We start from the raw sequence: 23,815 nt of genomic DNA, 5'->3' as shown, positions 1-23,815 counted from the left end.
TTATAGCAAGATCATCAACTATATCTCATCCTTTGAGAATCCCTTATCGACTCTATTTAAGTGCAGAATGCTCTAGTTAATCCTATACTGCTTATGCAGGCAAAGCAATCTGATTAAGGGTACGCTCAATCATTGAGTAATAAACATGCATACTCAGGCATCCGGCCGTTGCTGAGCAACCCATATAAGCTGATTGGAATCAAAGCCCTATTTAAGCAGGGCGCGTTCACGTGTCATAATTTAAAAATAGTCGCGACTTGAACCGACAATCAGCGCCCAACAGTAATCCTACCTATCGAGTACAACGATGTGATAGTCTTCGTAAAAGGGACCAAAGAACGATACCTTGAGGGAACCCACGGTCCGGCTCCCCTTTGAATTTTGCCAGACCGACTGCCTCACGCCACGTGCCTTTACTGGACATCATATCTCCGGCTGATACCCTCACATTGTCATCTGGCAGCAGCCGGTAATGAGCAGACACATCGCTCAAACCACGCTCGAAGGAATGATCAAACCGAGCAATTTCGTACCATTTGCCCAGGTAACGGCCTGGCTGAAAATTATCTACAGGATCAATATCTTATGGCGGATTGGTACACGCCGGGAGCAACAGACAAAGCAGGAAATAGCAACTCAATTGCCTGATCATTTTTACTCAATGAAAACCGCGGTCCCACTAGCAGAAACCATCAGCATTCCATTTTCCTTACCGAGTACTTCGTAATCGATGTCGATTCCAATCACGGCGTTAGCACCGAGCTCTTGGGCACGTTCCTGCAGTTCTTCTAAGAGCCTGTTCACGATCTTTTAAGCAGGAGAGCCAAGAAGACCAGATGTATAAACTGCAAACTGGTGTTGAGTTTTCGCTCGCAGTTTTTCCATAGTCGCCGGCATTTTTCCAGCCAAGCAAAAGAGCGTTCGACAACCCAGCGTTGCGGCATGACGGCGAAGGTGTGAAGTTTGCTCCGTTTGGCAATCTGCACCTTGGCTCCGAGTAGCTGCTCTACCGCCGTGGCGAAAGATTGGCCTTGGTATCCGCCATCGGCCAGAATGCGTTGCACTTGCCGCAATTCTGCTGCACAACGTCCGAGCGCAAGGAGAGCACCCTTGCGATCCGTTACATCAGCGGTTGTGACGGCAATCGCATGGGGAAGTCCTTGTGTATTGACTGCGATGTGGCGCTTGATCCCCCGACACTTTCTTTCCTGCATCGTAGCCCTTGGCATTAGCGCTATCCGTGTTCTTTACACTTTGTGCGTCGACGATCAAAAAGCTCGTCGAGGATTTGCGCCCCTTTTTTGTACGGACCACGCCAACTACATTTTTTAAAAGCCCGTTCCAGAGCACTTTCGCCATCTGGACCAAGCTCACTCCACTTGGAAAAGTACGCATGGACCGTTCGCCACTTGGGAAATTCACTCGGCAGCATCCGCCACTGGCACCCGCTTTTCAGCAAATACAGTACGCCGCAAAATACTTCATATAAATCAACCGTCCTTGGCTTCGTCTGCTTGCGCACACTCTCCAACAGAGGCCGGATATCTTCAAATGCCTCTCGGCTAATGTCGCTTGGGTATCTCTTCCTCATCCCCAGAGTCTACGACATTCACATGATCGTGAACAGGTTCTAAGGCAATATCGCGAGCACACTAAAGCTCTTTCTCGTAGATTCCAGAGCGCCCGCCGATAAAATCCCGGGCGCCCGCAAAAAGATCCTTCAAAACATTGGCGCCCAACACCGCTTCACCAGCAACGATACCGCAGTATTTCGTAATACGCTTACCATCGATATTGGGAGTACTTGTGAGTAACATGATTCATCTCCAATGAGTTTTAGTTTATGAATATTTCTTCCTGCTGATTCACGATTAAAATGTAGTTACTTTCCAATGCAAAACCGGGAAAAAATCTCACCTAATAAATCGTCTGCGGTGAATTCTCCCGTAATCGATGACAACGCGAGTTGTGCCAGCCGCAATTCTTCCGCCAATAACTCTAACTGTCTTCCGCTTTCCACCCATGGAGTTGCATTATTAAGATGTGTTCTGGCCTTGCTCAGCGCTTGCAGATGTCGTTGTCGCGCCATGAACATGCCTTCACCTGCGATATTGGATTGCCAACCGATCATCTCGAGCATTTTCATGCGTAATAATTCCAGGCCAATGCCCGTTTTAGCAGAAAGATAGATAATAGGCCTACCTGATTTCTCCTCGATGCGAGCACTTTCACTCAATAAATCGATTTTGTTAAAGACCGTGAGTAGCGGCAGGTCAGCAGGCAAGCTTCGCAATATCTTCTGATCTGCGTCAGTCAGGCCATAGCGGCTATCAATCAACAACAACGCTAGGTCTGCTTTCTTGATCACAGCGTGAGTGCGAGCGATACCACTTTTTTCAACGATATCCGTGGTTTCTCTCAATCCAGCGGTATCGATAATGTGTACCGGTATACCTTCGATCTGAATCAATTGCTGGATGGTGTCGCGTGTTGTGCCGGGTATTTCCGTCACAATTGCCACTTCATCCCCGGACAATCGATTCATCAGGCTAGATTTACCGACATTAGGCTGTCCCACCAGCACGACTTTTACTCCCTCTTGTAACAGACTGCCTTGGCGGGATGAAAGTAAAACACACTCCAGTTTTTCACGGATAGTATGCAGTTGTGTTGCCGCATGCGCCGATTCCAGGAAATCGATTTCTTCTTCTGGAAAATCGAGAGTAGCTTCGACCAGCATGCGCAAATCGATCAATGCTTGCACCAATGCCTGAATAGTTGCAGAAAACTCCCCCTGCAAGGAGCGCATGGCGCAGCGTGCGGCACCTGCCGTACTCGCGTCGATTAGATCCGCCACGCTTTCTGCTTGGACGAGATCAAGCTTATTGTTAAGAAAAGCGCGCAGAGTAAATTCGCCTGGCTCAGCCAATCTGGCGCCCAATTGAAGGCAACGCGACAAAAGTAAATTGATAACAGCCGGGCCGCCATGACCTTGCAATTCAAATACATCTTCGCCAGTGTAAGAATGCGGAGATGGATAATAAATGGCGATACCTTGATCGATCGAATGGCCATTTTCATCAAGAAAATGACTCAAATGTGCATGACGGGGATGAGGAATTAAACCAAGAATGGCTTTAGCAATAGAGTGCAAATTTTTCCCGGAAACACGTATAACACCAATGCCCCCTCTTCCAGGGGGGGTAGCGATGGCAGCAATGATGTCATTGCTATGCATATGATTCTTGCACGTAAGGTTTTAAACCATACTGTTTAAAGAAATAGATGTAACTTGATACTTAATGTTTGTAATAACGAAGCTTCTCTTAGAAATGAGTGAGCGCTTATGAATTCACAATACGCTCACTTCTATAAAACAACATTTTAAGATCTTCTTTTTTCTTTTACTTTCTCATTTATTTTCTTTTTGTCTGCTGTTTCTGCAGCAGGTTGTCCATACAATCGTGTTATCTGCCACTGCTGCGCAATCGATAGCACATTGTTCACTAATGAATACAATACGAGACCAGCCGGGAAAAAGAAGAAGAATACACTGAACATGACCGGCATGATCTGCATGACTTTGGCCTGTATTGGATCAGTCGGCTTGGGATTCAATTTAGATTGAACGAACATCGAAATCCCCATCAGAGCCGGCAACACGTAGAGAGGATCAGGTGAAGACAAATCCGTAATCCACAATGCGAACGGCGCATAGCGTAGCTCAACAGCAGCAAGCAACGTCCAGAACAGGGCAATAAACACCGGGATTTGTACCATGATAGGAAGACACCCGCCCATCGGATTAATTTTTTCTTCTTTGTACAGCTGCATCATTGCCTGGTGCATTTGTTGGCGATCGCTTTTGTATTGTTCCTGGATACGCTGCAGCTTCGGTGTCACTAAACGCAGTCTTGCCATCGATCGATAACCCGCTGCCGACAATGGGAAAAATAAAATCTTGACTGTCATTGTCAGAAGGATGATGGCGATACCCCAGTTACCCACCCACTCATGATAAAACGAAAGTAGCCAGAATAATGGTACAGCAATCACCGTAAGCCAACCATAATCGACTGTCAGCTCCAGACCAGGTGCCAATTCTGCCAGTTTATCCTGCTCCTGCGGCCCCTCATAGAGCGGCATCGTTACGCTCGCTGTTTGACCAGGCGCAATTGCACCAACCGGTGTGATCACACCAGCCGTGTATAAATTATCACTTATCCGTTTTGAAAAATACTCTCGAGGTGTTTTTTGCTCTGGCAGCCAGGCGGAAACGAAATAATGCTCCAGCATGGCAATCCAGCCATTATCTGCATTTTGTGGGTAATCTGCTTTATTTTTATCTAGATCAGAAAACTGAATTTTCTGAAACTTCCCATCCTCGGTATAAATAGCAGCACCCAGATAAGTAGGAACCATCATTGTCCCGCCTGCGGTTGGAACGTTATCCCGTAATATCTGGAAATAAGCAAATGGTCGGATTGTTGCTTCTCCCAGATTTTTCACTTCAAATTGAACATCGATGACATAGCTGCCACGATGGAAAGTATAGATTTTAGCAACTTGTACGCCGTTTGCTTCTGGAGCGATAAGACGAACGACAACCTTGTCTTGATCAGCCGCCAAGCTGTAATTATGCGTATTGGAATCTAGCTTGTATTCCGCCTTATGATTGGGTAGCCCATCTCCAATCAGCCCTGATTGCGCCACGCTAATGCGGGAGCCCTGGCTTTGCAGCAATGCATAAGGGATTTCTTTATTTTCACGGGATGGGTGCTTGAGTAATTCCAGGCGGCGAAGATCTCCTCCGACGGTATCAATCTCTGCTACCACCATATCAGTAACGACTTTAACTTGCTCGCCTGTTGCCAGCAAACGCGGTGTCACCTCTGATGGCGTCCCTTCAGTCCCTGGCACCTTAGCAGTATCTGGCTGGGAAGAAGTTAGCGTATCGCCCGGAACAGGGAGTGCATCATGGCTCTGCTTAGACTGTATATTCTCAGTACTGACCGCTGGGCCAGCTGCCAATTTATCTAGTCTCTCCCGCTCCTTTATCCACGCATCCCAAAGAAATAGCAACGATGTGCTAAAAATGATGATCAATACAATTTTTTTAGTTTCCATCTTGTCTGGCCAAACGAGTTATAGCGATAATCTTTTTAAAGTTTTTTAGGGAACAGGATCATATCCGCCCCGATTCCATGGATGACAACGTAAAATACGGCCTATGCTCAATATCATTCCTTTGATAAGCCCATATTTTGTCAGTGCCTCGCTTGCATAATTTGAACAAGTTGGGCTAAAACGACAGGAAGGTGGAAAAAAAGGACTAATGCAGTATTGATATAGTTTGATAAGACCTATCATCAATCGCAACATTGTTTCATCCTAAGTTTATGTATTAGCATTTCGGCTTCCTGCCTGATGCGAACAGAATCAATCTGAGTTAACGAGCGCTGTAGCCGAAAAACACAGTCCATTTTGTCCAGTTCTTGCTGGTGTTTGCGAAATACTTCTCGCAAGAATCGTTTTAAACGATTTCGCCTTATTGCATGTCGCTCCATCTTTTTTGCAATGATCAATCCTAGTCGTGGATGATCCAAATTACTCGGTTTTACACAGAACTGGAGAAATTCACCACTAACTGTGCATCTAAAACGAATAACAGCCTGAAACTCCGTCGCTTTATGCAACCGGCGTTTCTTAGAGAATGAATAATTCCTCACCTAACCATTCAATAATGGCGCTAGACACTCAAACGAGCGCGGCCTTTAGCTCTGCGTGCCCGAATAACTGCTGCGCCACCGCGGGTTCTCATGCGTACAAGGAAACCGTGTGTACGTTTCCTGCGAATAACAGATGGTTGGTATGTACGTTTCATTTTAATTTTAGATTATTTATTAATTGGATAATACTTACTCAATAGAACCGCATATTAAAACCTGTTATGGGCATTAATGTCAACTTTATTTTCATGGCAGAAGCTATATAAACTTGGCTGATAGTGCCAACTTATTGCAATACCTGGATATCAGTACACTTGAACTAGCTAAACGTTACACAAATAATCTCTATTCATGATAATTTTGCTACAATTTTAACCATTGGTGGCAATGAGCAGAGCTTTGAGCTCACTGTTAAAAATATACATATCATCTGATTAGTATGAAGATAATAATTGATCAGCGATCTCGGGATCGTCGAGCTAACGTACCCTTTTTCAGCCTTTATCATTTGGGAATCAAAAAAGGAAGACGTATTAACAAACGACGCTCAAGTGCAGGGACCGCTTATGTTGATTCATATGCACCCCATCTCATGCTATGCACAATTGCAATTATTTTGCTCAGTGCGATGGATGCTTTATTGACGCTTAATATTCTAGCCAGGGGAGGGATAGAGCTTAATAGCTTCATGGCAATATTGATTGAAGACAGCACAGAAAAGTTTGTTCATTTCAAGCTCGCACTTACTTCGCTGGCGCTGATTCTTCTTGTTATTCACCATAACGTCCAACTGACTACGAGATTGCAAGTCATGCATTTGCTCTATTTGATATTGTTTGGCTACATCATGCTGATCGGCTACGAAGTGACGCTGCTGACAATTAGCAGCACCTGATAAACAGCTTATCCTAAATTATCAAGGTAAGCAAAAATTATGATGATCAATTTCTTGCAACAAAATAGGTAGCAACCTTTTCTAGATCATCAAGAACCAGCGTGCCTGCCGCTAGCCGTAATCTTAGATAGGCAACCAGATAATTATATCGGGCTTCTGCCAGATTAACTTGGGCAGAAAAAAGCTGACTTTGCGCATTTAACAAATCAAGATTGATGCGTACCCCTCCCTTGATACTTTTCTCGGTGGCTTGTACCAGCAAAAGCGCTGAATCAACTGCTAAATCCAATGACTCTATTCGCCTAATACTACTTTGCAGCAATTGATATTGTTTTCGTAATTCTATAAGAACTCTGTCACTCAATGCATCCAGCTCAGACTCTGCACGCGCTTTATTTGCTTGTGCCTGATTGGTGGTTGCAACTACTCGCCCCCCTGCATACAACGGTAAATTGACCTCCACACCTACACTTCCAAATTCTGCATTGCGACCAGGGAAAAGAAACGATGCAGAATTCTGTCTGTTCAGGCTTGCTACCAAGTCAACACGAGGTGCATGACCAGCGCGGCTTTTTTTTACTTCAAGTTGACTGGATGTCACGAGATGCCGCTGACTAACTAGCTCAGCATTGCGTTCCAGAGCAATCACACGCCAACTCTCAAAATCAGCTGGATAAATCGGTTGTACTTCAAAAGCGCCTGTTAATGAATCAAGCAGCGTTGCTTCTTTGCCTACGATTGCTTCCAAAGCAAGTCGTGCAACTTCCAGTTCATCTTGTGCTTCAATCACTTTGGCTTGCGACAAAGCGTGTCTGGATTCCGTCTCAATCAAATCTGTCTGAGTACCTTCGCCTCGCTTCAACATATTTTCATTGACATGTTTTAACTCTTCTAGCGCATTATGCTCTGCTTTAGCTAGATTCAGGCGATCTTGAGCAAGGAGCGTATTGGCATAGGCTTCCACCAATCGTACGATAAGTTGATGACTCTGACTAATTAATTTAGCTTCACTTGAATTTGCACGCGCATAACCTTGATCGTACCCGGCGACTGCTTCCATATTAAAAAGTGGTTGCCGCAACGTTAGCGTAGTCACCTCACTATTAAAACTCAGAGAGGATGTAGGAGCATTACCCGTGGCTTGCGATCCCCGACTCCATGACTGCAAATGAGTAATAGATAAAGTCGGCAACAGCCCAGCCCGTCCAAGCGCGATTGATTGCTGACCCGCTTCATTTTCATGAATTGCTGAGCGAAATGTCGGATCATTCATTAATGCTGCTTCATAAGCTTCTACTAAACCCATTGCCTTAACGCTCCCCACCTGCCACGATAAGGTGAGCGCAAATATAGATAATAGGGATGGCTTAAATAAGCGCAGCAGCACGGCTATTCTTCCACAAGCGTTCTATGAAGTCGGTTAAGAATGGGTTTTAACAAATAGTTCATCATCGAACGTTCACCCGTTTTTACAAAAATTTCTACAGGCATCCCCGCACGTATTTGAAAATCAGTGAGCAATTGCATACCTTCTGGTGTAACCTTGGCTTTCAATTGATAATAAGGTGTGCCTGTTTTTTCCTCGGTCAAGCGATCGGCCGATACATTTGTCACAAAACCAGGTATGCGCGGAATTTTATTTTGATTGAAGGCTGTAAATATGAAATCCACGTCGAGACCAGCATGCACTTTGTCAATAAGATGAACGGGTACTTGCCCTTCAATGACCAGCAAATCTTCTGTCGGAACAATATCCATCATATTAAATCCTGCTCCGATAACTCCACCGCGCGTGAATATATTTATTCCCACCACAACACCATCCACCGGTGCTTTCACTAACACGTTGGCCAATTGAAAATCATGTGCCAAGAGCTGACTATCAAGCGATTCGGCCTCTCGTTGAATATCCGTCAATTGTTGCCGAACTTCTTTCTGATGCTCCTCCAGACGCTGGATTCGACGGAGCTTGAGTTCTGAAATTTGGCTCTGAGTACGACCGATATTACCGGTATCGGCAAAAATATCCCCAGTTAGTTGCGCGTGTGTACCCTCTAGCTCAAGCACACGATTGCGTGGAACATAACCATCTTGCGCTAATTCCCGCATATTCTCGAGTTGCTCTTTCAGAAATTGTAGTTGCTGTTTCTTACTCGCGCGCGAAGACTCCAAGTTCCGCAATTGGACACTCAAGCCCGCGATATTTTCATCCAGCGCCGCTAATTCATGCTTTAGTGCAGATTGCCGTGAAATAAACAACTGTTTCTGCAATGCGATACTACTGATTACACGAGGATCATCTGCTGCAGAAAGCAGAAAGGGTGGAAAATCGATCTCGGCTTTATTATCCCGCTCGGCAATCAGCCGCGCTTCGACTGCTCTGGTGGTGATGAGCTGAGCACGTGTTACTTCTGCCTGCGCTTTAACCTGAACATCATTCATCTTCACGATCACCTGGCCAGCCTTGACCACATCCCCTTCCTTTACCAGAATATCATCCACGATGCCGCCAGTCTGATGTTGAACTGCTTTACGATTCGTCGCCACCATCACCGACCCGGAAAGTGGTACTCCTTTATCTAACGGTGCAAATGTTGCCCACAGCAAAAAGCCACCCACACCAACCAGTACTATCCACCAGCCGAGGCGAGCGTGGCTTGTTTCATCCGTCTTGACTGGAGTTGCAACATCTACTACCGCAGCCTCAGTCACTGTTGTATCTTTTTGACTAATGAGCTTCATATCTCTCTATTCCTGCACAGTTACCCAACTTGAGAAAGTTATTAAACTTTCGTGGGTTTTATACATCTCTCCGTTTGCTAGTCATTTTAATTAAGTCAAACGAGTCTCGTTGCGAATGGGTTTGCTTTCAATTAAGCAGTCTGTCCCTTAACTTGTCGTTGAGCTAACAGCGTTTGTTGCGCTTGCTGTTGTTTGCTCATTTCAGCCAAGACCTGGTCAGTTGGACCAAACATCTGACGCGTGCCCTCGCGCAATAACAGTAGTTTGGTACTGGCAGTAATAATACTTTTACGATGAGTGATCAGTACGATTGTTTTACCACGTTTGCGCAAATCAATAATTGCTGCCAATAATGCCTGCTCACCGACATCATCCAGATTGGAATTAGGTTCATCCAGCACAATCAGTGAGGGATCACCATACATGGCCCGCGCCAGACCAATGCGCTGCTTCTGTCCACCGGAAAGGCCACCACCGCCATCTCCCAGCAATGTATCATAGCCTTTAGGCATGCTCAGAATCATTTCATGAACCCCTGCTCGCTTAGCTGCCAGAATCACCTTTTCAGAGTCGATCTCTCCAAAACGTGCAATATTTTCACTAATAGTACCAGCAAACAATTCTATATCCTGCGGTAAGTAGCCTATATGAGGCCCCAGTTCATCCTTATTCCACTGGTACACATCCGCGCCATCGAGTCGCACCTTACCTGCATTAGCAGGCCATACACCCACCAGCAATCGCGCTAAAGTAGATTTACCTGACCCGCTTGGCCCAATAACACCCAATACCTCCCCAGCCGCAATAGCAAATGCTAACCCTTTAATAACGGGCACTTTTGATCCTGGTGGTACCGCCATAATATTTTCAACCGAGACTACGCCATTCGGCTTAGGTAATGCCATACCCGACTGACGATCTGGATTCTCTTCGAGTAACTTTGTCAGCCGTTCATAGGCACTGCGAGTATTGCCAATTTGCCGCCAGACACCGATCAGCGCCTGGACCGGGGCAACTGCCCTGCCCATTAAAATTGAACCAGCAATCATCATGCCGGGAGAAATGCTGTCTTCTAGTACCAGCAGCGCACCCAATCCCAGCATCAGGGACTGTAATGTAACTGAAGTAGCTTTGCTGCAGGCGCTTACTATACCTGATTTTTCACTTGCCTCTGCCTGCAAATTCAAAAACTTACTATGTAGCTTAAACCAGCGTGCCTGTAAATTGGGCAGCATGCCCATTGCTTCAATCACTTCAGCATTCCGCAAATTATTGGTTGCCAATGTATTCGATGCTGCTGCCATGGCATTGGCCTCAGCTAGCGGTTTGTGTGATACTTTTTCGTTGATGTAGGCAAGCGACACTATAACTGTTGTGCCAAGCAAAGCAAGCACACCCAGCCAAACATTAAATAGAAAAATGACTATAAGAAAAACCGGGAACCACGGTGCATCAAAAAAAGCAAATAAGGCATGACCAGTCAAAAATTGACGTATATTGGTCAAATCTTGTAAAGCCTGACCCGCATTACTGTTTCCTTGCCGCAAGCTTTGTTCGAAAGCTGCGGTATAAATGCGCTTATTCATTTTCAGATCAAACTGCGCACCTACTCGTATCAAAACTAAGCTGCGTATATACTCCAGTGCGCCCATGAATATATAAGCGCCCAGTGCGATCAACGTTAACATCAACAATGTCATTTCGTTGCGGCTAGTAACTACGCTGTCATAAAGTTGCATCATATATAAGGCTGGCATCAGCATCAGCAAATTAATAACTGCACTGAAAACACCAACAGTACGAAATGTGCGCTTAAAACTGATTAATACTTCGACAAGTTCGTTATAAGGCGTACTTTTTGCTTTCATCTAAAATATGCTATGAGTAACAAAATTTCTGGAACACCTAATATCCCAGAAAAATCCGCTGCTCTGTTATGGAAAAAGACTATTTATTGTGAATATTACTTAGCTTGACTATAAAAGCAAGTTTACTTTTACTTTTTAGCGGCAAAATTATTGGGTTATTTATGATATTTTTCTCTCGGGAAAAGAATGTTTTTCTGAATCAGTCATCAAGGTAAATCCTTTTTCGCCAATAGGAACGGCCGGGGTGCGTAGCCAAAATCACATGCTGCTTCTGAATAATCAAAGATTAAATCACGATTCATTCGCTCAGCCATCGCCACTGTCCAATGACGATAACGCGGTAATCGCCGCAAGGTATTTACTGCCAATCGAAATGTCCAGTAAGGTATCGTTAACAAATAAGGAGATTGATCTAATCTTTTAAAGACCCGTTTGATCATATCACGATAAGTAAGTTTCTCCCCACCACTGATATTATATGCCCGATTGACTATTTTATTTGCTAAAAATGCAGCAAAGCAGGCAGCAGCGACATCTTCTACATGAACCGGCTGGCGCAAACCATTGGCACGTCCAAGTAACGGGAAAAATTTAAAGCGGCGAATAAATCGGGCTATTTCGGAAATATTTTTATCACGACCTTGTCCATAAATGAGTGTCGGACGTAGAATAATCCAGGTTATGCCGCACTGTTCAGCCCACGCACGTAAATTCGCTTCTCCTTCGGTGAGGCGTTGCACCACTTTCTTTTCTTCACTATCGGAAGAATCATCTTTGGTAAAGATACTTGTTGAAGACAATACCACGATTCTTTGTGCTCCCTGTATTGTCAGAAAATCGAAATAAGTGGGCAAAGTCCAGATTGGTGCCAAATACATCCACGAAGTTATTTTTTTATCACCTGACCATAATTTTCCTTGATTTTTTATCATGGACTCATGCTCTAACTGGCACCAAGTCACTGTCGGGTTCTTTTGCATAATTTCAGCTTTAACCCGCTGACGGGAAAATGCCACTGTCTGCCAGCCATGCTGCTCTAACAACGATAATACACACTTCCCAACAGAGCTGGTCGCGCCCAATACCCCCATGCACTGATTAGCCACGACGTAATCCCGCTAAACTACCAAGATAGCTGATTGTGTGAAAGGTTACGACTGCTGCAAAACGCATCCATACACCTATAAAAACCAGCCACATCAAAATAGCTGGATATTGATCATGAAAAAATTTCTGGTAAAAACGCATCATCCCTCGGTGTTTATGCCACGCAACAAAAATTGGGCGGGCCTGACTACACGCTCCCTTGTGGTGCAATATTTGTACATCAGGAACAAATATGATTTTCCAGCCTCTCTGTCGAAAACGCATGCACCAGTCCAGATCTTCACAATGAAGAAAATAATCTTCATCCCAGGTACCAACCTCTTCGATTGCTTGCCGACGAACCAGCATCAGCGCGCCGGAGATCGCTTCGATCTCAATCGGTTTCTCTGGTAAAGGTTGCTGATGTAAATGAAAATCAAAAAAAAGGCACGGCCAATATTTAGCTAAGCGATACAGCCCCAGTGCCCGCACCAGTGAACGCCAGGGAGTCGGGATTGCGCGCCGACTACCGCCTTGTTCACTTCCATCTGAATTAAGTAGTCGACCACCGACCATACCTATATAGTTATCTTGCTTTATTACTTGCAACAATCTGTCAACGGCACCAGGCGCTAATATACAATCTGGATTCAGAAACAAAATAAAAGATGCTGTGGCCGCTTTAAGACCAATATTACAGCCTGCAGCAAACCCCACGTTCTTGTCAAGACGAATAATTTGCAAGCGATGCTCTGATGGAAACTCTCTTGTTAGTTCAGACAAACTTGAATCAGAGGAAGCATTATCGACAACGATTACCTGCTGGGTCTGCTCTAAAGCTGCGTCAACACAATCTGTAAGCAACAATCCGGCGTTATAATTTACAATCACTACAGAAACGCATGGGTTTAAATTATTTATCCATCGGTTTCGGCTAAATTTCTGTTTTAGCATAGGACTCTGTGATTATATTCATGGATCCAGTCATTTTCATATTATGATGTGTTGTGTAGATAATTGCTTATTGCTAGATTCTTAAAAAACGTCTGCAGTTAGTTTATGTTGCTTTCAACTTTCTATCTAGATTGAATTTAATACACGACTCGGCCAGTCTGGGATTTATCATTATTTTTATGGAACGAATCACGAGCTAAAGCAATAGTAGCTGTAAACGATAAAACCAATCAGCCATTAGGCCTGCCCGTTTTATTGCCAAACGCCGAAACTGACTACCTCGTTGCAGGTATGAGCTTTGCGGCAATGCTGCGTACTGCTGAAGTATGCTCATCGCTGGTTTATCTGCTGTCAGCCGTGCTTGTAGTGCCGCTGCTTGAGCAAAGCTAGCGCGAAATGCCTGCTGGGTACGGTAAATAATACTACCAAAGTGAGCTGGTATTAATCCTGCCCCCACTGCATTTTTTGGGTGTTGACGATAATAAACAGTTGGTTTAGCTAGATATAATAGTTCGCCACCTGCCTGGGCACACAAGGCCAACCACCAGTCATGCATCGCAATACACTCTGGCAGCGGCAGAGCTAACTGGAGTAAGGCTTGATTGCCAATGCAGGTGCAACCCGTGACACTATTTTGTGCTAGTAGTGTAGCTAAATTGGGCTGCGGGTTTAAGCCACGTTGCTGCATAAATGATATAGCCAACGGTTGAAGTTGTGCATCTACTAATCGTAAGTCACTATGCACCAACAAGGGAACAGATGATCCCAAGCGCTGCTCGGCTTGTTGCAGCAGCATCATTTGGCACTCTAATTTATCTTCAAACCACACGTCATCTTGATCTGCCAACGCAAAATAGCGACAGCCGTGCTGCTGAGCGTAAGTCAACAAGAATCCAAAATTATTACACACGCCGAGGCGCTGCTTAGACATGGGAGCCAGCCATTCAATCCGCGGATCTTGCATCGCATGCCGAGCGACTAAGGCAGCAGCAGTAGCGTCGGGGCCGTCGTTATGCACTAATAACCGCCAGTCGCGATAGGTTTGGCAGCGAATACTGTGAAGCTGCTGATCAAGAAACGCTGTTCCCTGATAGCTCGCCAGCAGGATCAACAATTGTGCCATGCGTTAATAACTTGATTCCAGTCTAGCTAACCGGGTGCGGATACGCTCCCCCACAGCTGACGGTGAAAAATCCAGCTCAATGGTCCGGCGCGCCTCTGCACCGATCCGGGCACATAGTTGTGGATCGTTGAACAGCACTTGCATACATTCCGCCGCATGTTCTGACGACGGCTCTGCCCAGTGGCAGCCACGTTTATAAGGACCATAGTCTTGTTGCAATTCAACTAGTTCGTAACGGACGGGCAGTGAATTCCATGGGGTCATGAAATCCATATTACCCGACCAGCCGGTGGCAATTACTGGCTTACCCAGTAGCATCGATTCGGCCAAGGTCAAACCAAAGCCTTCAGAGCGGTGCAGCGAAACGTAACAATCTAGGTTTTGCAGAAAGCCGTTGATTTGCTCGCGGTTGAAATAGGCTTCTAGCACTACTACTGAGTTATCACCATCAATACGCTCTTGCAGTGCTCGCATAAACTCGGGATTATGCCCGGTATTCATTAACTTGAGTACTAAGCGCACATCTTGTCGATTGCGGCCAAAAGCACGGCGAAAACTATCTAATATCGTCAGCGGGTTTTTACGTTCGGCTACGCTAAGCACATCGAACATGAAGCCGAATAAAAAGCCATGCTCTGGCATGCCTAAATCAGCCCGCCTGAACCTGCTCAATGGCTGTGCTTCTATACAATGTGGTATACGCAGCACCGGCCGATCGATTTTGGCTGAGATTGCCTCTTGGCAGAAAAACGACGGTACCCACACTTCATTAAGTAGTTGTGTAGCCTGACTCCATGTTTCTGGAAACTCCGGTAGCTCCCATGCCCAATATCCAATATTGTAGCGTCCACGGAAAAACTCTGATCCCAAGTGCTCATATGCTAGCGGGATTTGATCAGCATTGATATGCAGGAGGTTAACCGCAAACCGCGGTTGCCCTGCTAATGGTACTTTAATCTCAGCATTCATCCGGGAGACATTACCAACACGAAAATCCAATGCTGCAATCTCTACATTAGCAGCTTGGGTAGCAATGAGCGTACAACGAGCAGATTGCCCAACACCGCTTTCAGCGAACAAATAACCGACCACGTTCAAGCCCCCATGGCGGTCTTCTGAACGCACAGGATGAGGAGTCGTTTGAGGGGTCTTGATTTCAAAAGCAGAACGTAATAACCAAGCGTGCAATTTATGGCGGATGTTATATCCGACAAAGTGGCGGAATAGGCCACGTCCACGCCATGCTACACGGTATAGGTTTCGCCACAGGGCTGCATTTAGTCGTAATAGCAAAGTTGGGTTAGGCGTTGCTACGGTGGTCGGAGGTGCCATTGTAATACCGCCAGCGGATGTTGAATTAACCGTTTGCTCTTGCATTCGATGGCGGATGGGCTCGACAAAACGCTCAGCAATTTTAGCCTGCTCGGTAGCGTTGCTCACAAACCAATTGGCATAACGCAGCGCATCGACACCTAACACATCGGGAAAAGCAAGCTTCAGGTCGGAACGTTGTTGATAAAGCTTGTACGCTAGTCGAGTAATCAGCGGGTGGCTGCGGCCAATTTCCACCGCGGGCTGATTGAGATATTCAATAAACGCTTGCTCGCCTTCAGTCTGTGCCAGATTAAAACTCAGATAATCACGCTGCTCGCGGAAAATTACTCGGGCAGAATCAGGAATAGGCGTACCATCACTGAATTTGGCAAACGCATAAGGAATCTTGCCATAGCGCGCGCCCTCATGTTTCCGCAGTGCTTCCACATAGCCCTCCATCAATTCGCGCACTGCTGGTGTGAGATTTTGCAAAGTGTAGCGATCTTGGTGCTTGCTGAAGGTTTTACCATCTAGACTCACGCCAGAAAAATGAAAGAACACCAATGGCTGTGCATTGACGGTGTAACCATTCTGCTCGTGTAATACAGTGCGGTGATTGATATTCCAATAAGCAGTATTCCAACCCGGATGGCGTTCAATATGTACCCCGTCATACATACCCGGCACCATATCCATCCACTTCTGATCGACGAACAGACCACGTGGAATATCCACCACGCATTCGCGCAACATCTTCGACTGCCACCACTTCATCAGCTTTAGTGCTTCGGGTGTATTGCGCAAACCGATGTAGCCGAGGTTATAACTACCACTTTGCAAAATTGAAAGCTCTTTAGGGTGTTTGCCATCGTCTAACCAGTCACTGAGGTGGGGTGTCAGCAAAATCTGGCAATTTTGTAAAATCTCGCTCATCGGCTGGAGTGAGCTATACACACGAATATCAGGATCGAAATAGAAAATCTGCTGATAGTGTTCACGCTGAGCCAGGTACTCGAACACAAATGGTTTAATTGCGGTGTTCAGCTCTAATATGGTGTACTGAAAAATAAAAGCATCGATTTCTGGTATTGGCAAATCACGCAATGTCATCAAGCGGAAGTTATAGTCCTGTGGATCGATTTCTTCAGCGCTGTCACATAGACAGACTACTCGCTCCATCCATGGAGCATATTCGGCTACACTTTCCATTAAAGTACAAGCAAAGTGCAAGTAATTGCGCGAAACTATGGTAAATAAACAAGTGGAAGGATTCATTATTACTCGCGACGGCTAAGATAAAATTCAATGGCGTCCAAGCAAACGACGCATGATATGACGTAGCGTAAAACGCTGAAGAAGAGCTAATTCGGTATGAGCAGCCTTGAGTTCTAACTCTTTACTATGAAGATGCTCATGAGCAGACTTAAGCTCCAACTCTTTACTATGAAGGTGCTCATGAGCAATCTTAAGTTCCAACTCTTTAATATTAAGCTGCTCGCGTAATGCATCTGCATAGCGCTTTGATTCGCTGAGTGCATGATTCAGCGCTTCCTCTTGGGTCGCTGCCTGCTGATGAAAGCTATCGAGCTCTACTCGACTGCGGTGTAAGTCTTCCCGAAGGCTTTGCAGATTAACTAATACTACCTGTGCGTTCAAGCAATGCCACCATTTTTCTAGGATTCGCTGCACGCTCGCTTGAATACGTTGCTGATCTCTCCAAATGCCTGAACCCATATTATCTATGCGATAGCTAGCACTGACGCCAGGGCAGTGCACAAACTCACCCAGTTGTAGGAGTTGCAACCAGAAATCCCAGTCTTCGTGTAAATCAAAACTCTCGTCAAAGCGACAACCCTGCTCCCATGCTCGGTGAACAAACAAAGCAGCGTGAATGGGAATGTAATTTTCCATGAGTAGCCGCGCTCGCGAGAACGCCGCATCAAATACATGGGTACGCTGCGCAGGTTCACCGCGCAAGCATTCAACCCCTGCATAGGCTAAAACTGCCTCAGGATGTTCCTGGAGCCTATCTACCAAACGCGTAATGTGTTGCGGATGCAGCCAGTCGTCATCATCCAGAAAAATCAGATATTTCCCTTTGGCGGCTTCAAGACCCACATTAGCTGCTCGGCTGCGGCCCAGCCGCTCAGCGTTACTGGTCAAGCTTAGAGGAAAACGTCCGCACCATTCATCCATTTTATGATGGTCAACACCTTTGGCATTAACCACAACGATTTCGATATTCGAATAAGTTTGTAATGCTATTGAATCCAAAGCTTTCAGCAAGGTAGGGCGATCCATGCTACGAATGATGACACTGACCAAAGGTCTATCCCGGCTATCTAGTGCCAATCCCAACTCTTTCTGACGCATGTGCTCAGATTGATAAAGTTTGAGCGGATCATTGGCCAACTCTTCGGCAGCAACCAGAAAATAAGCCTCGGCAGCAGTCACTTCAGCAGGTAGCGTATAAGTCCGATAGCGATTAAGCGCAGCAATATCCAGATCGTAGCGCTGCTTTTCATTCTGCGAAACAAAACATTGCATCGCCATCATCTTGCGCTCAGCAAGATCGCTGATATCCAGCAAACAGTTCGGACGCAACGGCATCCCCACTTCGTATAACGCTAATTGAATCGCTTTACCCATTCTCCGTACAGCTTCAACTGCTGCCATTCCCACTGCACGATGGTCTGGATGCATCTCCCAAACAGAAGGAGCATAAATCAGATCAACCTCTGTTTCATTGATAGCAGTCAAAATTTCCTGGACCAGTTTCTCACTATAGCAGACCTCTCGATCTCGATATGACCAGAAAACCAGACTACCATACCCCAATATTTTGGCAGCAGCCTCACATTCACGCTGACGTTGAAGCGTATAATTTGCATGTTCCTCTGCAAGAACGCCATAACCACCATCCGAAACCACAACGACACGAACTGGAATACCTTGTTCAACATGGCGCATGATGGCCCCTCCACATCCGAATACTTCATCATCTGGATGAGGTGCCAACACTAATACATTTTTACAGGGAATGAATGACGTCGCTTGATAGGGAATAAGTAAATTTTCCAATAACTTCTCTCGCTCAATGAATAAACACTCCAAACGATGATAAAACAGTCAAGCTGTTTTCACCTGAAATCCATATCCCCGCTCATCAGCCACCAGCGATTACGTAGCGTCTCTAGCGCTGGACCGGCACTCCAGGCATTGGCTGGAATACGAATAGGTAACGCTTGCTGAATACCGCCTGTCGCAACAAAATACGAAGCAAAATTTTCGGTAATTTGGCAACTTAACCGATGATGACCACTCATACCCGCTATCCTTCTTGCATGTATTATTAGTAACGGAATTTCCTTTAATGGCGAAACGAGATCGGTGATTTCACAACCTTCTGGATTATGTCGCAGCACTAACACTCCGCGTACTTTCCTACCAAATCGATTGATTACCAATACAATCTGGTAATGCTGGTGAGGATGACTGAGATAGCGATCGCGCAAGTATGTCCAATCGCGCACGCCGACTAACGCCTCCTGCAAATCCGCAACCATACTTTGCCAACATTGAGCAATCGCCGTAGCAATCCAGGCTTCATTAACGTTGGAGCTATCCACAACATGTAATCGCGTTAGCCATCGCGGTGTTTTGGCTAAGGGCTGCCACTCTATCTCACTCATTTGCCCCGTTTCAACATATAATCCCTGCCGTTCTGCTACTTTCATGGCTCGTTCGTTGGGAAATCCAAATCCTAGCAAATATGGCTTACCATAGCCTATATAGCGTTCCAGAAAGGTAGCCGCCATCAGGAAAAAGGGGCCTTTTTTTGTCAAAGTGCCACGTTTTGCTGAATCGACCATAACATCACCAATCTGGACTGCTATTTGCGGTTGACCAAAATAAAAAATTTTCCGAACGATACCGCCATAATGAGCAATTAATTGATTCTCATGCCATACTCCGATTGCACGACCTCGCCCTGTACCATATTTCCAGTGCCACATAGCAGGGGTCATGCTGTGACCAAAAGTTTGCTCAAATAAAGTTAGCATATCAGGAACCTGATTTTTTTCGAGTAAACGCAAACGCCACCGCGGTTGCTGTTTTTTTCTGAAGTGCAGTAATGCATAGCCAAATCGTCCGCACGCATATTTTTCTTGATATAGCTGGTTAGATTCGTCCAGTTTCTCAAGACACTCAGCATTCAAGGAAAGATCATTCATCAACCGTTGCCGCTGTAGCGTCGTCACACGAAGCAAATAATCCAGTGTAGGTGCGGCCATTCTAGATAAATCTAGCTGTTCAACCAATTCAAATCCCAAGCGAGTGGCTAATGCCAGCATATCACTTAGCAAATGCAATCCTTCCACACCGGCTTCGACTCGACGCAAAGCAAATTCGTCAACTATGAGCAAGCTACCGCCTTCTGGTAGTAAATCCAACCCTTTGTTAAAAATGACTAATGGTTCAATATATTGAGCAGACTCCTGAAATAAAAGGACATCAAAACTATCTTGCGCTGCTTCAAAATCCTCCAAACGCTGGCAAGCCACTTGTGCTTGTGTGCCTAAGCGTTTATGTATCAGTGTGATTTGTTGAGCATCCGGCGTGATGCCGTTAACCTGATACCCTTTCTGGGTAAGTAAAGAAAATGTTGTTCCCAGACCTATCCCCACTTCCAGGATGCGACAAGGTGCAGAAGGCAAGCGATTCAAAAGCAAATCTGTTGAATATTGCTGCGCTGCGCAAAGATCGGTTTGATTTTCCTGGAACAATCCATAATGCAAATAATCCGCTTGACCTTCTTGAAGCAACAAAGCATGAGCATAAACATTAAGTGGAAAAGCTAAATCCTTATAGGGAGAAGAAGTATCAGAGCTTATATAGACATTATTACCATGGGGAGAAAAAGGAAGGGCTCTGTTATTGGGAGATACTCTGTTTAGATCCAAGCGGGACAATCGATCAAACTGGAGTTCCTTATTTTCCATCATCAACTCTCCAGATATGCGGTACAGCAAAATAACCCTGCAATCTTCCTTCCTGTTCTATACGCAACGTAGCCACCCCGTTTGCTGAATCATATAGATGTATACCCTGCTCGCAAAGTAGATAAACACTGATCAAATACTCCCCTTTGAGTAAGGGCAAGCGCTCAAAAACAGCACTAATCTGTCCAGCCCCATTATGAGTACGCTCCAATGTAACCTGATCTTCCCAAGTAGCTGCACTCGTGAGCATACGTCCATCCATGGCATGCAGTGTAACCGCAACTGTCGGACAGGGAATCGCAGGATCAGAAACAAACGATACTTTCACCCTAACCGTGGATTGACCACTTTTAACAATAGCGTCACAAGAACTTTTTCCCTCGATATCAACATCTACTTTATCCAAACGCGCATGTCCACTCACATATCCACCAGTAGGGGGCGAATTAGCCGGTACAACTTCCTCGCGAGGTGCAGTAGCTTGCTCGGTTGTAGCTAGGACACTTCTGTCTAAAAATGTCTGATAAGCAGATACCACATGCTTTACATCCCCTTCTGCCATCAGCTTACCCTGATTGATCCAAAGCGCCCGGGAACACATTGACTCAATTTGGAAAAGAGAATGGGAACAAAATAAGATCGTCTTGCCACTTTCTTTCAATTGCATGATGCGATTAAAAGATTTTCGTGCAAATGAACCATCGCCAACTGATAATGCTTCATCAATGATCAGAATATCAGGATCAATGCTCACTGCTACCGAAAACGCCAATCGCACATACATTCCACTCGAATAAGTTTTGACCGGTTGATCAATAAAATGCCGAATTTCTGAAAAATCGATAATTTGTTCGATTCGATCTGCGATTTCTTCTTGAGTTAGGCCCAGAATGGCGGCATTTAACCAGATATTTTCACGCCCAGTAAACTCCGGATTAAATCCAGCTCCTAGTTCCAGTAAGGCTGCCAAATGGCCATTTACCTCTACTTTGCCACAGGTTGGTGTCAATGTGCCACAAATGAGTTGTAATAAAGTTGACTTACCTGAGCCATTGCGCCCAATAATTCCTATTACTTCACCCGGCATTATTTCTAGATTGATTCCCTGTAGAGCCCATAACTCCCGGTAATACTGGCGTCTACCACGCCATAAAAACTGCTTTAAACGATCTTTAGGTTGTGCATATAGCTGATAACATTTACCAAGATCATGTGCAGAGACGGCAGGCTGTAAGGACGCTGATTTTTGGCCGATATCCAAGCTCATCAACAATTCCTTATATATTTTTAAAATTGGAATTTGGTGCTGCTGTTATAAGCACTAATAGCAAGAATCGAAAAGTAACTTCATATTGATAAACACGGCGCCTATAATAAATAATAAGCTTATTTCCACACGAAAAATACTAAATCACAAGCGCTTTATTATACTATTGTTGATTACAAAACGACGGCCTCTCAAAAATTTGGTATCAATCCTCCTCTTTAAAAGTGCAAACTTTGTTCTAATGATCAAGCACTTTTAGAATTTTTGGAAATGAGATTTCCACGCATATTCATACATCAGTGTAGAATACACCATGTAAAAATTGCAGTTTAAGATAAATTTCAGATTAACTAGAATCTTCCACTTATGCAGGCAATAGAAACTTTCTGGTACTCTTGTCTTAAGCATTTCAAGAAAGAGCTAAATGCCCAACAATTTAATACCTGGATTAAACCATTACAATTAGATATTTCTGGAAGTTGTGACGATCAACCAGTATTGATTGCACCGAATCGATTCGTCCTACAATGGGTTAAAGACAATTTTATACCTCATATTGAGGTGATGGCTCAACAACATTTTTCTAAGAAAATTCACTTTCAGTTAATAATTGGAAATACAGTTGAAGCAAAAATCTCTGACGACAAAAATTCACGCAATGTAAACAATAACTCTGTCCAGTCACTTGCTACTAAGCCTGTACCCAAAAAAAGAAATGCTAGTCATCTTAACCCAAATTTTACTTTTGATAGCTTTGTTACTGGGAAAGCCAATCAACTCGCTCGGGCTGGTGCAATCCAGGTTGCCGAACGTCCTGGAATCGCTTATAACCCGTTATTCATATATGGTGGAGTTGGGTTAGGCAAAACGCATTTAATTCAAGCTATTGGTAATTATGTCTTAGAAAACGATCATGAAGCAAAAGTACGCTACGTTCATGCTGAAAAATATGTTTCTGATGTAGTCAGTGCCTACCAACATAAGTCATTTGATAAATTCAAATTGTATTATCACTCGCTAGACGTTTTACTTGTTGATGATGTTCAGTTTTTTGGTGGCAAAACGCGCACTCAAGAAGAATTTTTCTATGCTTTCAATACACTAGTTGAAGCTCATAAACAAGTTATCATCACTTGCGATAGTTATCCAAAAGAAATATCAGGTTTAGAAGAGCGTCTTGTATCAAGATTTGGCTGGGGTTTAACAGTCGCAGTTGAACCACCAGAGTTAGAAATGCGGGTGGCTATTCTATTGAAGAAGGCATCGATAGAAAAAATCGCTCTAGATGAAAATGTCGCTTTTTTTGTCGCTAAGCATATCCGCTCCAATGTTCGTGAATTGGAAGGTGCTCTAAAGCGAATACTGGCTTATTCTCGTTTTACAGGTCATCCTCTCTCCTTGGAGTTAGCGAAAGAGGCATTGAAAGATTTGTTAGCCGTCCAGAATCGACAAATTTCCATCGAGAATATCCAAAAAACTGTTGCTGATTACTACAAAATCAAAGTAGCTGAGATGTACTCTAAAAAACGTACGCGCATCGTGGCAAGACCTAGGCAAATTGCTATGGCAATTGCAAAAGAACTCACGCAATTAAGCTTACCTGATATCGGTGAAGCCTTCGGAGGACGAGATCATACAACCGTATTACATGCCCACCGAAAAATCACAGAATTACGCTCTTCTGACCCCACTGTAAGCCGTGATTTTAACGCTTTATTGCATATTCTGCGGGGTTGACGCCGATAGTTTGTAAATAAAATTTGAATAATTTGGGGATAACTGTAACTAAAATTAAATTCTTAAATTTATCCACAAATTATCCAATTAAAATTCT

At 44.7% G+C, this 23,815-nt stretch carries 18 protein-coding genes and 3 pseudogenes; 2 read left to right on the top strand and 19 right to left on the bottom strand.

Annotated features, from left to right (window positions below; translation table 11 throughout):
• Nucleotides 1-292: 292 nt before the first annotated feature.
• The 9 genes and pseudogenes from R2Q26_RS15540 to rpmH all read right to left on the bottom strand — a co-directional run bounded on the left by R2Q26_RS15540 (nt 293) and on the right by rpmH (nt 5,884).
• Nucleotides 293-493, bottom strand: a complete 201-nt coding sequence (locus R2Q26_RS15540; RefSeq protein ID WP_411182335.1) for a hypothetical protein — start codon at nt 491-493, stop codon at nt 293-295.
• A 161-nt stretch (nt 494-654) separates the two neighbouring features.
• Nucleotides 655-789 (bottom strand): annotated as a pseudogene (locus R2Q26_RS09910) (heavy metal-binding domain-containing protein); the annotation flags it as partial.
• Between the two features lie 11 nt (nt 790-800).
• Nucleotides 801-1,591, bottom strand: a pseudogene (locus R2Q26_RS09905) (IS5 family transposase).
• Between the two features lie 64 nt (nt 1,592-1,655).
• Nucleotides 1,656-1,817: pseudogene (locus R2Q26_RS09900) on the bottom strand (heavy metal-binding domain-containing protein); the annotation flags it as partial.
• Nucleotides 1,818-1,882: 65 nt separating this feature from the next.
• Nucleotides 1,883-3,238, bottom strand: coding sequence for a tRNA uridine-5-carboxymethylaminomethyl(34) synthesis GTPase MnmE (gene mnmE / locus R2Q26_RS09895; RefSeq protein ID WP_317536118.1), 1,356 nt, complete (start codon nt 3,236-3,238; stop codon nt 1,883-1,885).
• A 146-nt stretch (nt 3,239-3,384) separates the two neighbouring features.
• Entirely contained in the window at nt 3,385-5,127 is a 1,743-nt protein-coding gene (yidC, locus tag R2Q26_RS09890; protein ID WP_317536117.1) for a membrane protein insertase YidC, read from the bottom strand.
• Nucleotides 5,128-5,172: 45 nt separating this feature from the next.
• A complete protein-coding gene (yidD, locus tag R2Q26_RS09885) occupies nt 5,173-5,382 on the bottom strand; it encodes a membrane protein insertion efficiency factor YidD (protein ID WP_090570134.1) in 210 nt (69 codons plus the stop codon).
• Entirely contained in the window at nt 5,370-5,729 is a 360-nt protein-coding gene (gene rnpA / locus R2Q26_RS09880; RefSeq protein WP_317536116.1) for a ribonuclease P protein component, read from the bottom strand. The genes yidD and rnpA overlap by 13 nt, the downstream gene beginning before the upstream one ends.
• A gap of 20 nt (nt 5,730-5,749) precedes the next feature.
• Entirely contained in the window at nt 5,750-5,884 is a 135-nt protein-coding gene (gene rpmH, locus R2Q26_RS09875; protein WP_074667074.1) for a 50S ribosomal protein L34, read from the bottom strand.
• Nucleotides 5,885-6,168: 284 nt separating this feature from the next.
• On the opposite strand from rpmH, the gene R2Q26_RS09870 reads away from it, so the two are divergent.
• The gene (locus R2Q26_RS09870; protein WP_317536115.1) at nt 6,169-6,624 is read left to right on the top strand and encodes a DUF5658 family protein; all 456 of its coding nucleotides are present in this window, start codon (nt 6,169-6,171) and stop codon (nt 6,622-6,624) included.
• Nucleotides 6,625-6,670: 46 nt separating this feature from the next.
• Here the strand turns inward: R2Q26_RS09870 and R2Q26_RS09865 are convergent, their stop codons facing one another.
• From R2Q26_RS09865 to R2Q26_RS09820, 10 genes are all read right to left on the bottom strand, one after another.
• Entirely contained in the window at nt 6,671-7,930 is a 1,260-nt protein-coding gene (locus tag R2Q26_RS09865) for a TolC family outer membrane protein (protein ID WP_317536114.1), read from the bottom strand.
• Nucleotides 7,931-8,013: 83 nt separating this feature from the next.
• A complete protein-coding gene (locus R2Q26_RS09860) occupies nt 8,014-9,366 on the bottom strand; it encodes an HlyD family type I secretion periplasmic adaptor subunit (RefSeq protein WP_317536113.1) in 1,353 nt (450 codons plus the stop codon).
• Nucleotides 9,367-9,497: 131 nt separating this feature from the next.
• The gene (locus R2Q26_RS09855; protein ID WP_317536112.1) at nt 9,498-11,234 is read right to left on the bottom strand and encodes a type I secretion system permease/ATPase; all 1,737 of its coding nucleotides are present in this window, start codon (nt 11,232-11,234) and stop codon (nt 9,498-9,500) included.
• 206 nt (nt 11,235-11,440) lie between these two features.
• On the bottom strand, nt 11,441-12,340 hold the full coding sequence (locus tag R2Q26_RS09850) for an NAD-dependent epimerase/dehydratase family protein (protein ID WP_317536111.1): 900 nt from the start codon (nt 12,338-12,340) through the stop codon (nt 11,441-11,443).
• A complete protein-coding gene (locus R2Q26_RS09845; protein ID WP_317536110.1) occupies nt 12,333-13,211 on the bottom strand; it encodes a glycosyltransferase family 2 protein in 879 nt (292 codons plus the stop codon). Before R2Q26_RS09845 ends, R2Q26_RS09850 begins: the two co-directional genes overlap by 8 nt.
• Before the next feature lie 259 nt (nt 13,212-13,470).
• A complete protein-coding gene (locus R2Q26_RS09840) occupies nt 13,471-14,397 on the bottom strand; it encodes a glycosyltransferase (RefSeq protein WP_317536109.1) in 927 nt (308 codons plus the stop codon).
• A gap of 3 nt (nt 14,398-14,400) precedes the next feature.
• The gene (locus R2Q26_RS09835; RefSeq protein WP_317536108.1) at nt 14,401-16,986 is read right to left on the bottom strand and encodes a glycosyltransferase family 4 protein; all 2,586 of its coding nucleotides are present in this window, start codon (nt 16,984-16,986) and stop codon (nt 14,401-14,403) included.
• Nucleotides 16,987-17,013: 27 nt separating this feature from the next.
• Complete coding sequence (locus R2Q26_RS09830) at nt 17,014-18,792, bottom strand: PIG-L family deacetylase (RefSeq protein WP_317536107.1); 1,779 nt, start codon at nt 18,790-18,792, stop codon at nt 17,014-17,016.
• A gap of 59 nt (nt 18,793-18,851) precedes the next feature.
• Complete coding sequence (locus R2Q26_RS09825; protein WP_317536106.1) at nt 18,852-20,717, bottom strand: class I SAM-dependent methyltransferase; 1,866 nt, start codon at nt 20,715-20,717, stop codon at nt 18,852-18,854.
• On the bottom strand, nt 20,704-21,981 hold the full coding sequence (locus tag R2Q26_RS09820) for an ABC transporter ATP-binding protein (RefSeq protein WP_317536105.1): 1,278 nt from the start codon (nt 21,979-21,981) through the stop codon (nt 20,704-20,706). Before R2Q26_RS09820 ends, R2Q26_RS09825 begins: the two co-directional genes overlap by 14 nt.
• Nucleotides 21,982-22,347: 366 nt before the next feature.
• Between R2Q26_RS09820 and dnaA the strand changes: the two genes are divergently transcribed.
• Nucleotides 22,348-23,718: a chromosomal replication initiator protein DnaA gene (gene dnaA / locus R2Q26_RS09815; protein WP_317536104.1), complete on the top strand. Its 1,371-nt coding sequence runs from the start codon at nt 22,348-22,350 to the stop codon at nt 23,716-23,718.
• The last annotated feature ends 97 nt before the right edge of the window (nt 23,719-23,815 follow it).

It is taken from the genome of Nitrosomonas sp. Is37, assembly GCF_033063275.1.
Classification (GTDB): Bacteria; Pseudomonadota; Gammaproteobacteria; order Burkholderiales; family Nitrosomonadaceae; genus Nitrosomonas.
This window is presented reverse-complemented; position numbering and strand designations above follow the sequence as displayed.

Bases quoted from the DNA above. Each gene is read 5' to 3' on its own strand.
- R2Q26_RS09870 (WP_317536115.1), top strand. From the start codon at position 6,169: ATGAAGATAATAATTGATCAGCGATCTCGGGATCGTCGAGCTAACGTA.
- yidD (WP_090570134.1), bottom strand. From the start codon at position 5,382: ATGTTGCGATTGATGATAGGTCTTATCAAACTATATCAATACTGCATT.
- R2Q26_RS09835 (WP_317536108.1), bottom strand. From the start codon at position 16,986: ATGAATCCTTCCACTTGTTTATTTACCATAGTTTCGCGCAATTACTTG.
- R2Q26_RS09860 (WP_317536113.1), bottom strand. From the start codon at position 9,366: ATGAAGCTCATTAGTCAAAAAGATACAACAGTGACTGAGGCTGCGGTA.
- R2Q26_RS09820 (WP_317536105.1), bottom strand. From the start codon at position 21,981: ATGAGCTTGGATATCGGCCAAAAATCAGCGTCCTTACAGCCTGCCGTC.
- rpmH (WP_074667074.1), bottom strand. From the start codon at position 5,884: ATGAAACGTACATACCAACCATCTGTTATTCGCAGGAAACGTACACAC.
- mnmE (WP_317536118.1), bottom strand. From the start codon at position 3,238: ATGCATAGCAATGACATCATTGCTGCCATCGCTACCCCCCCTGGAAGA.
- yidC (WP_317536117.1), bottom strand. From the start codon at position 5,127: ATGGAAACTAAAAAAATTGTATTGATCATCATTTTTAGCACATCGTTG.
- R2Q26_RS09825 (WP_317536106.1), bottom strand. From the start codon at position 20,717: ATGATGGAAAATAAGGAACTCCAGTTTGATCGATTGTCCCGCTTGGAT.
- R2Q26_RS09855 (WP_317536112.1), bottom strand. From the start codon at position 11,234: ATGAAAGCAAAAAGTACGCCTTATAACGAACTTGTCGAAGTATTAATC.
- R2Q26_RS09840 (WP_317536109.1), bottom strand. From the start codon at position 14,397: ATGGCACAATTGTTGATCCTGCTGGCGAGCTATCAGGGAACAGCGTTT.
- R2Q26_RS09865 (WP_317536114.1), bottom strand. From the start codon at position 7,930: ATGGGTTTAGTAGAAGCTTATGAAGCAGCATTAATGAATGATCCGACA.
- dnaA (WP_317536104.1), top strand. From the start codon at position 22,348: ATGCAGGCAATAGAAACTTTCTGGTACTCTTGTCTTAAGCATTTCAAG.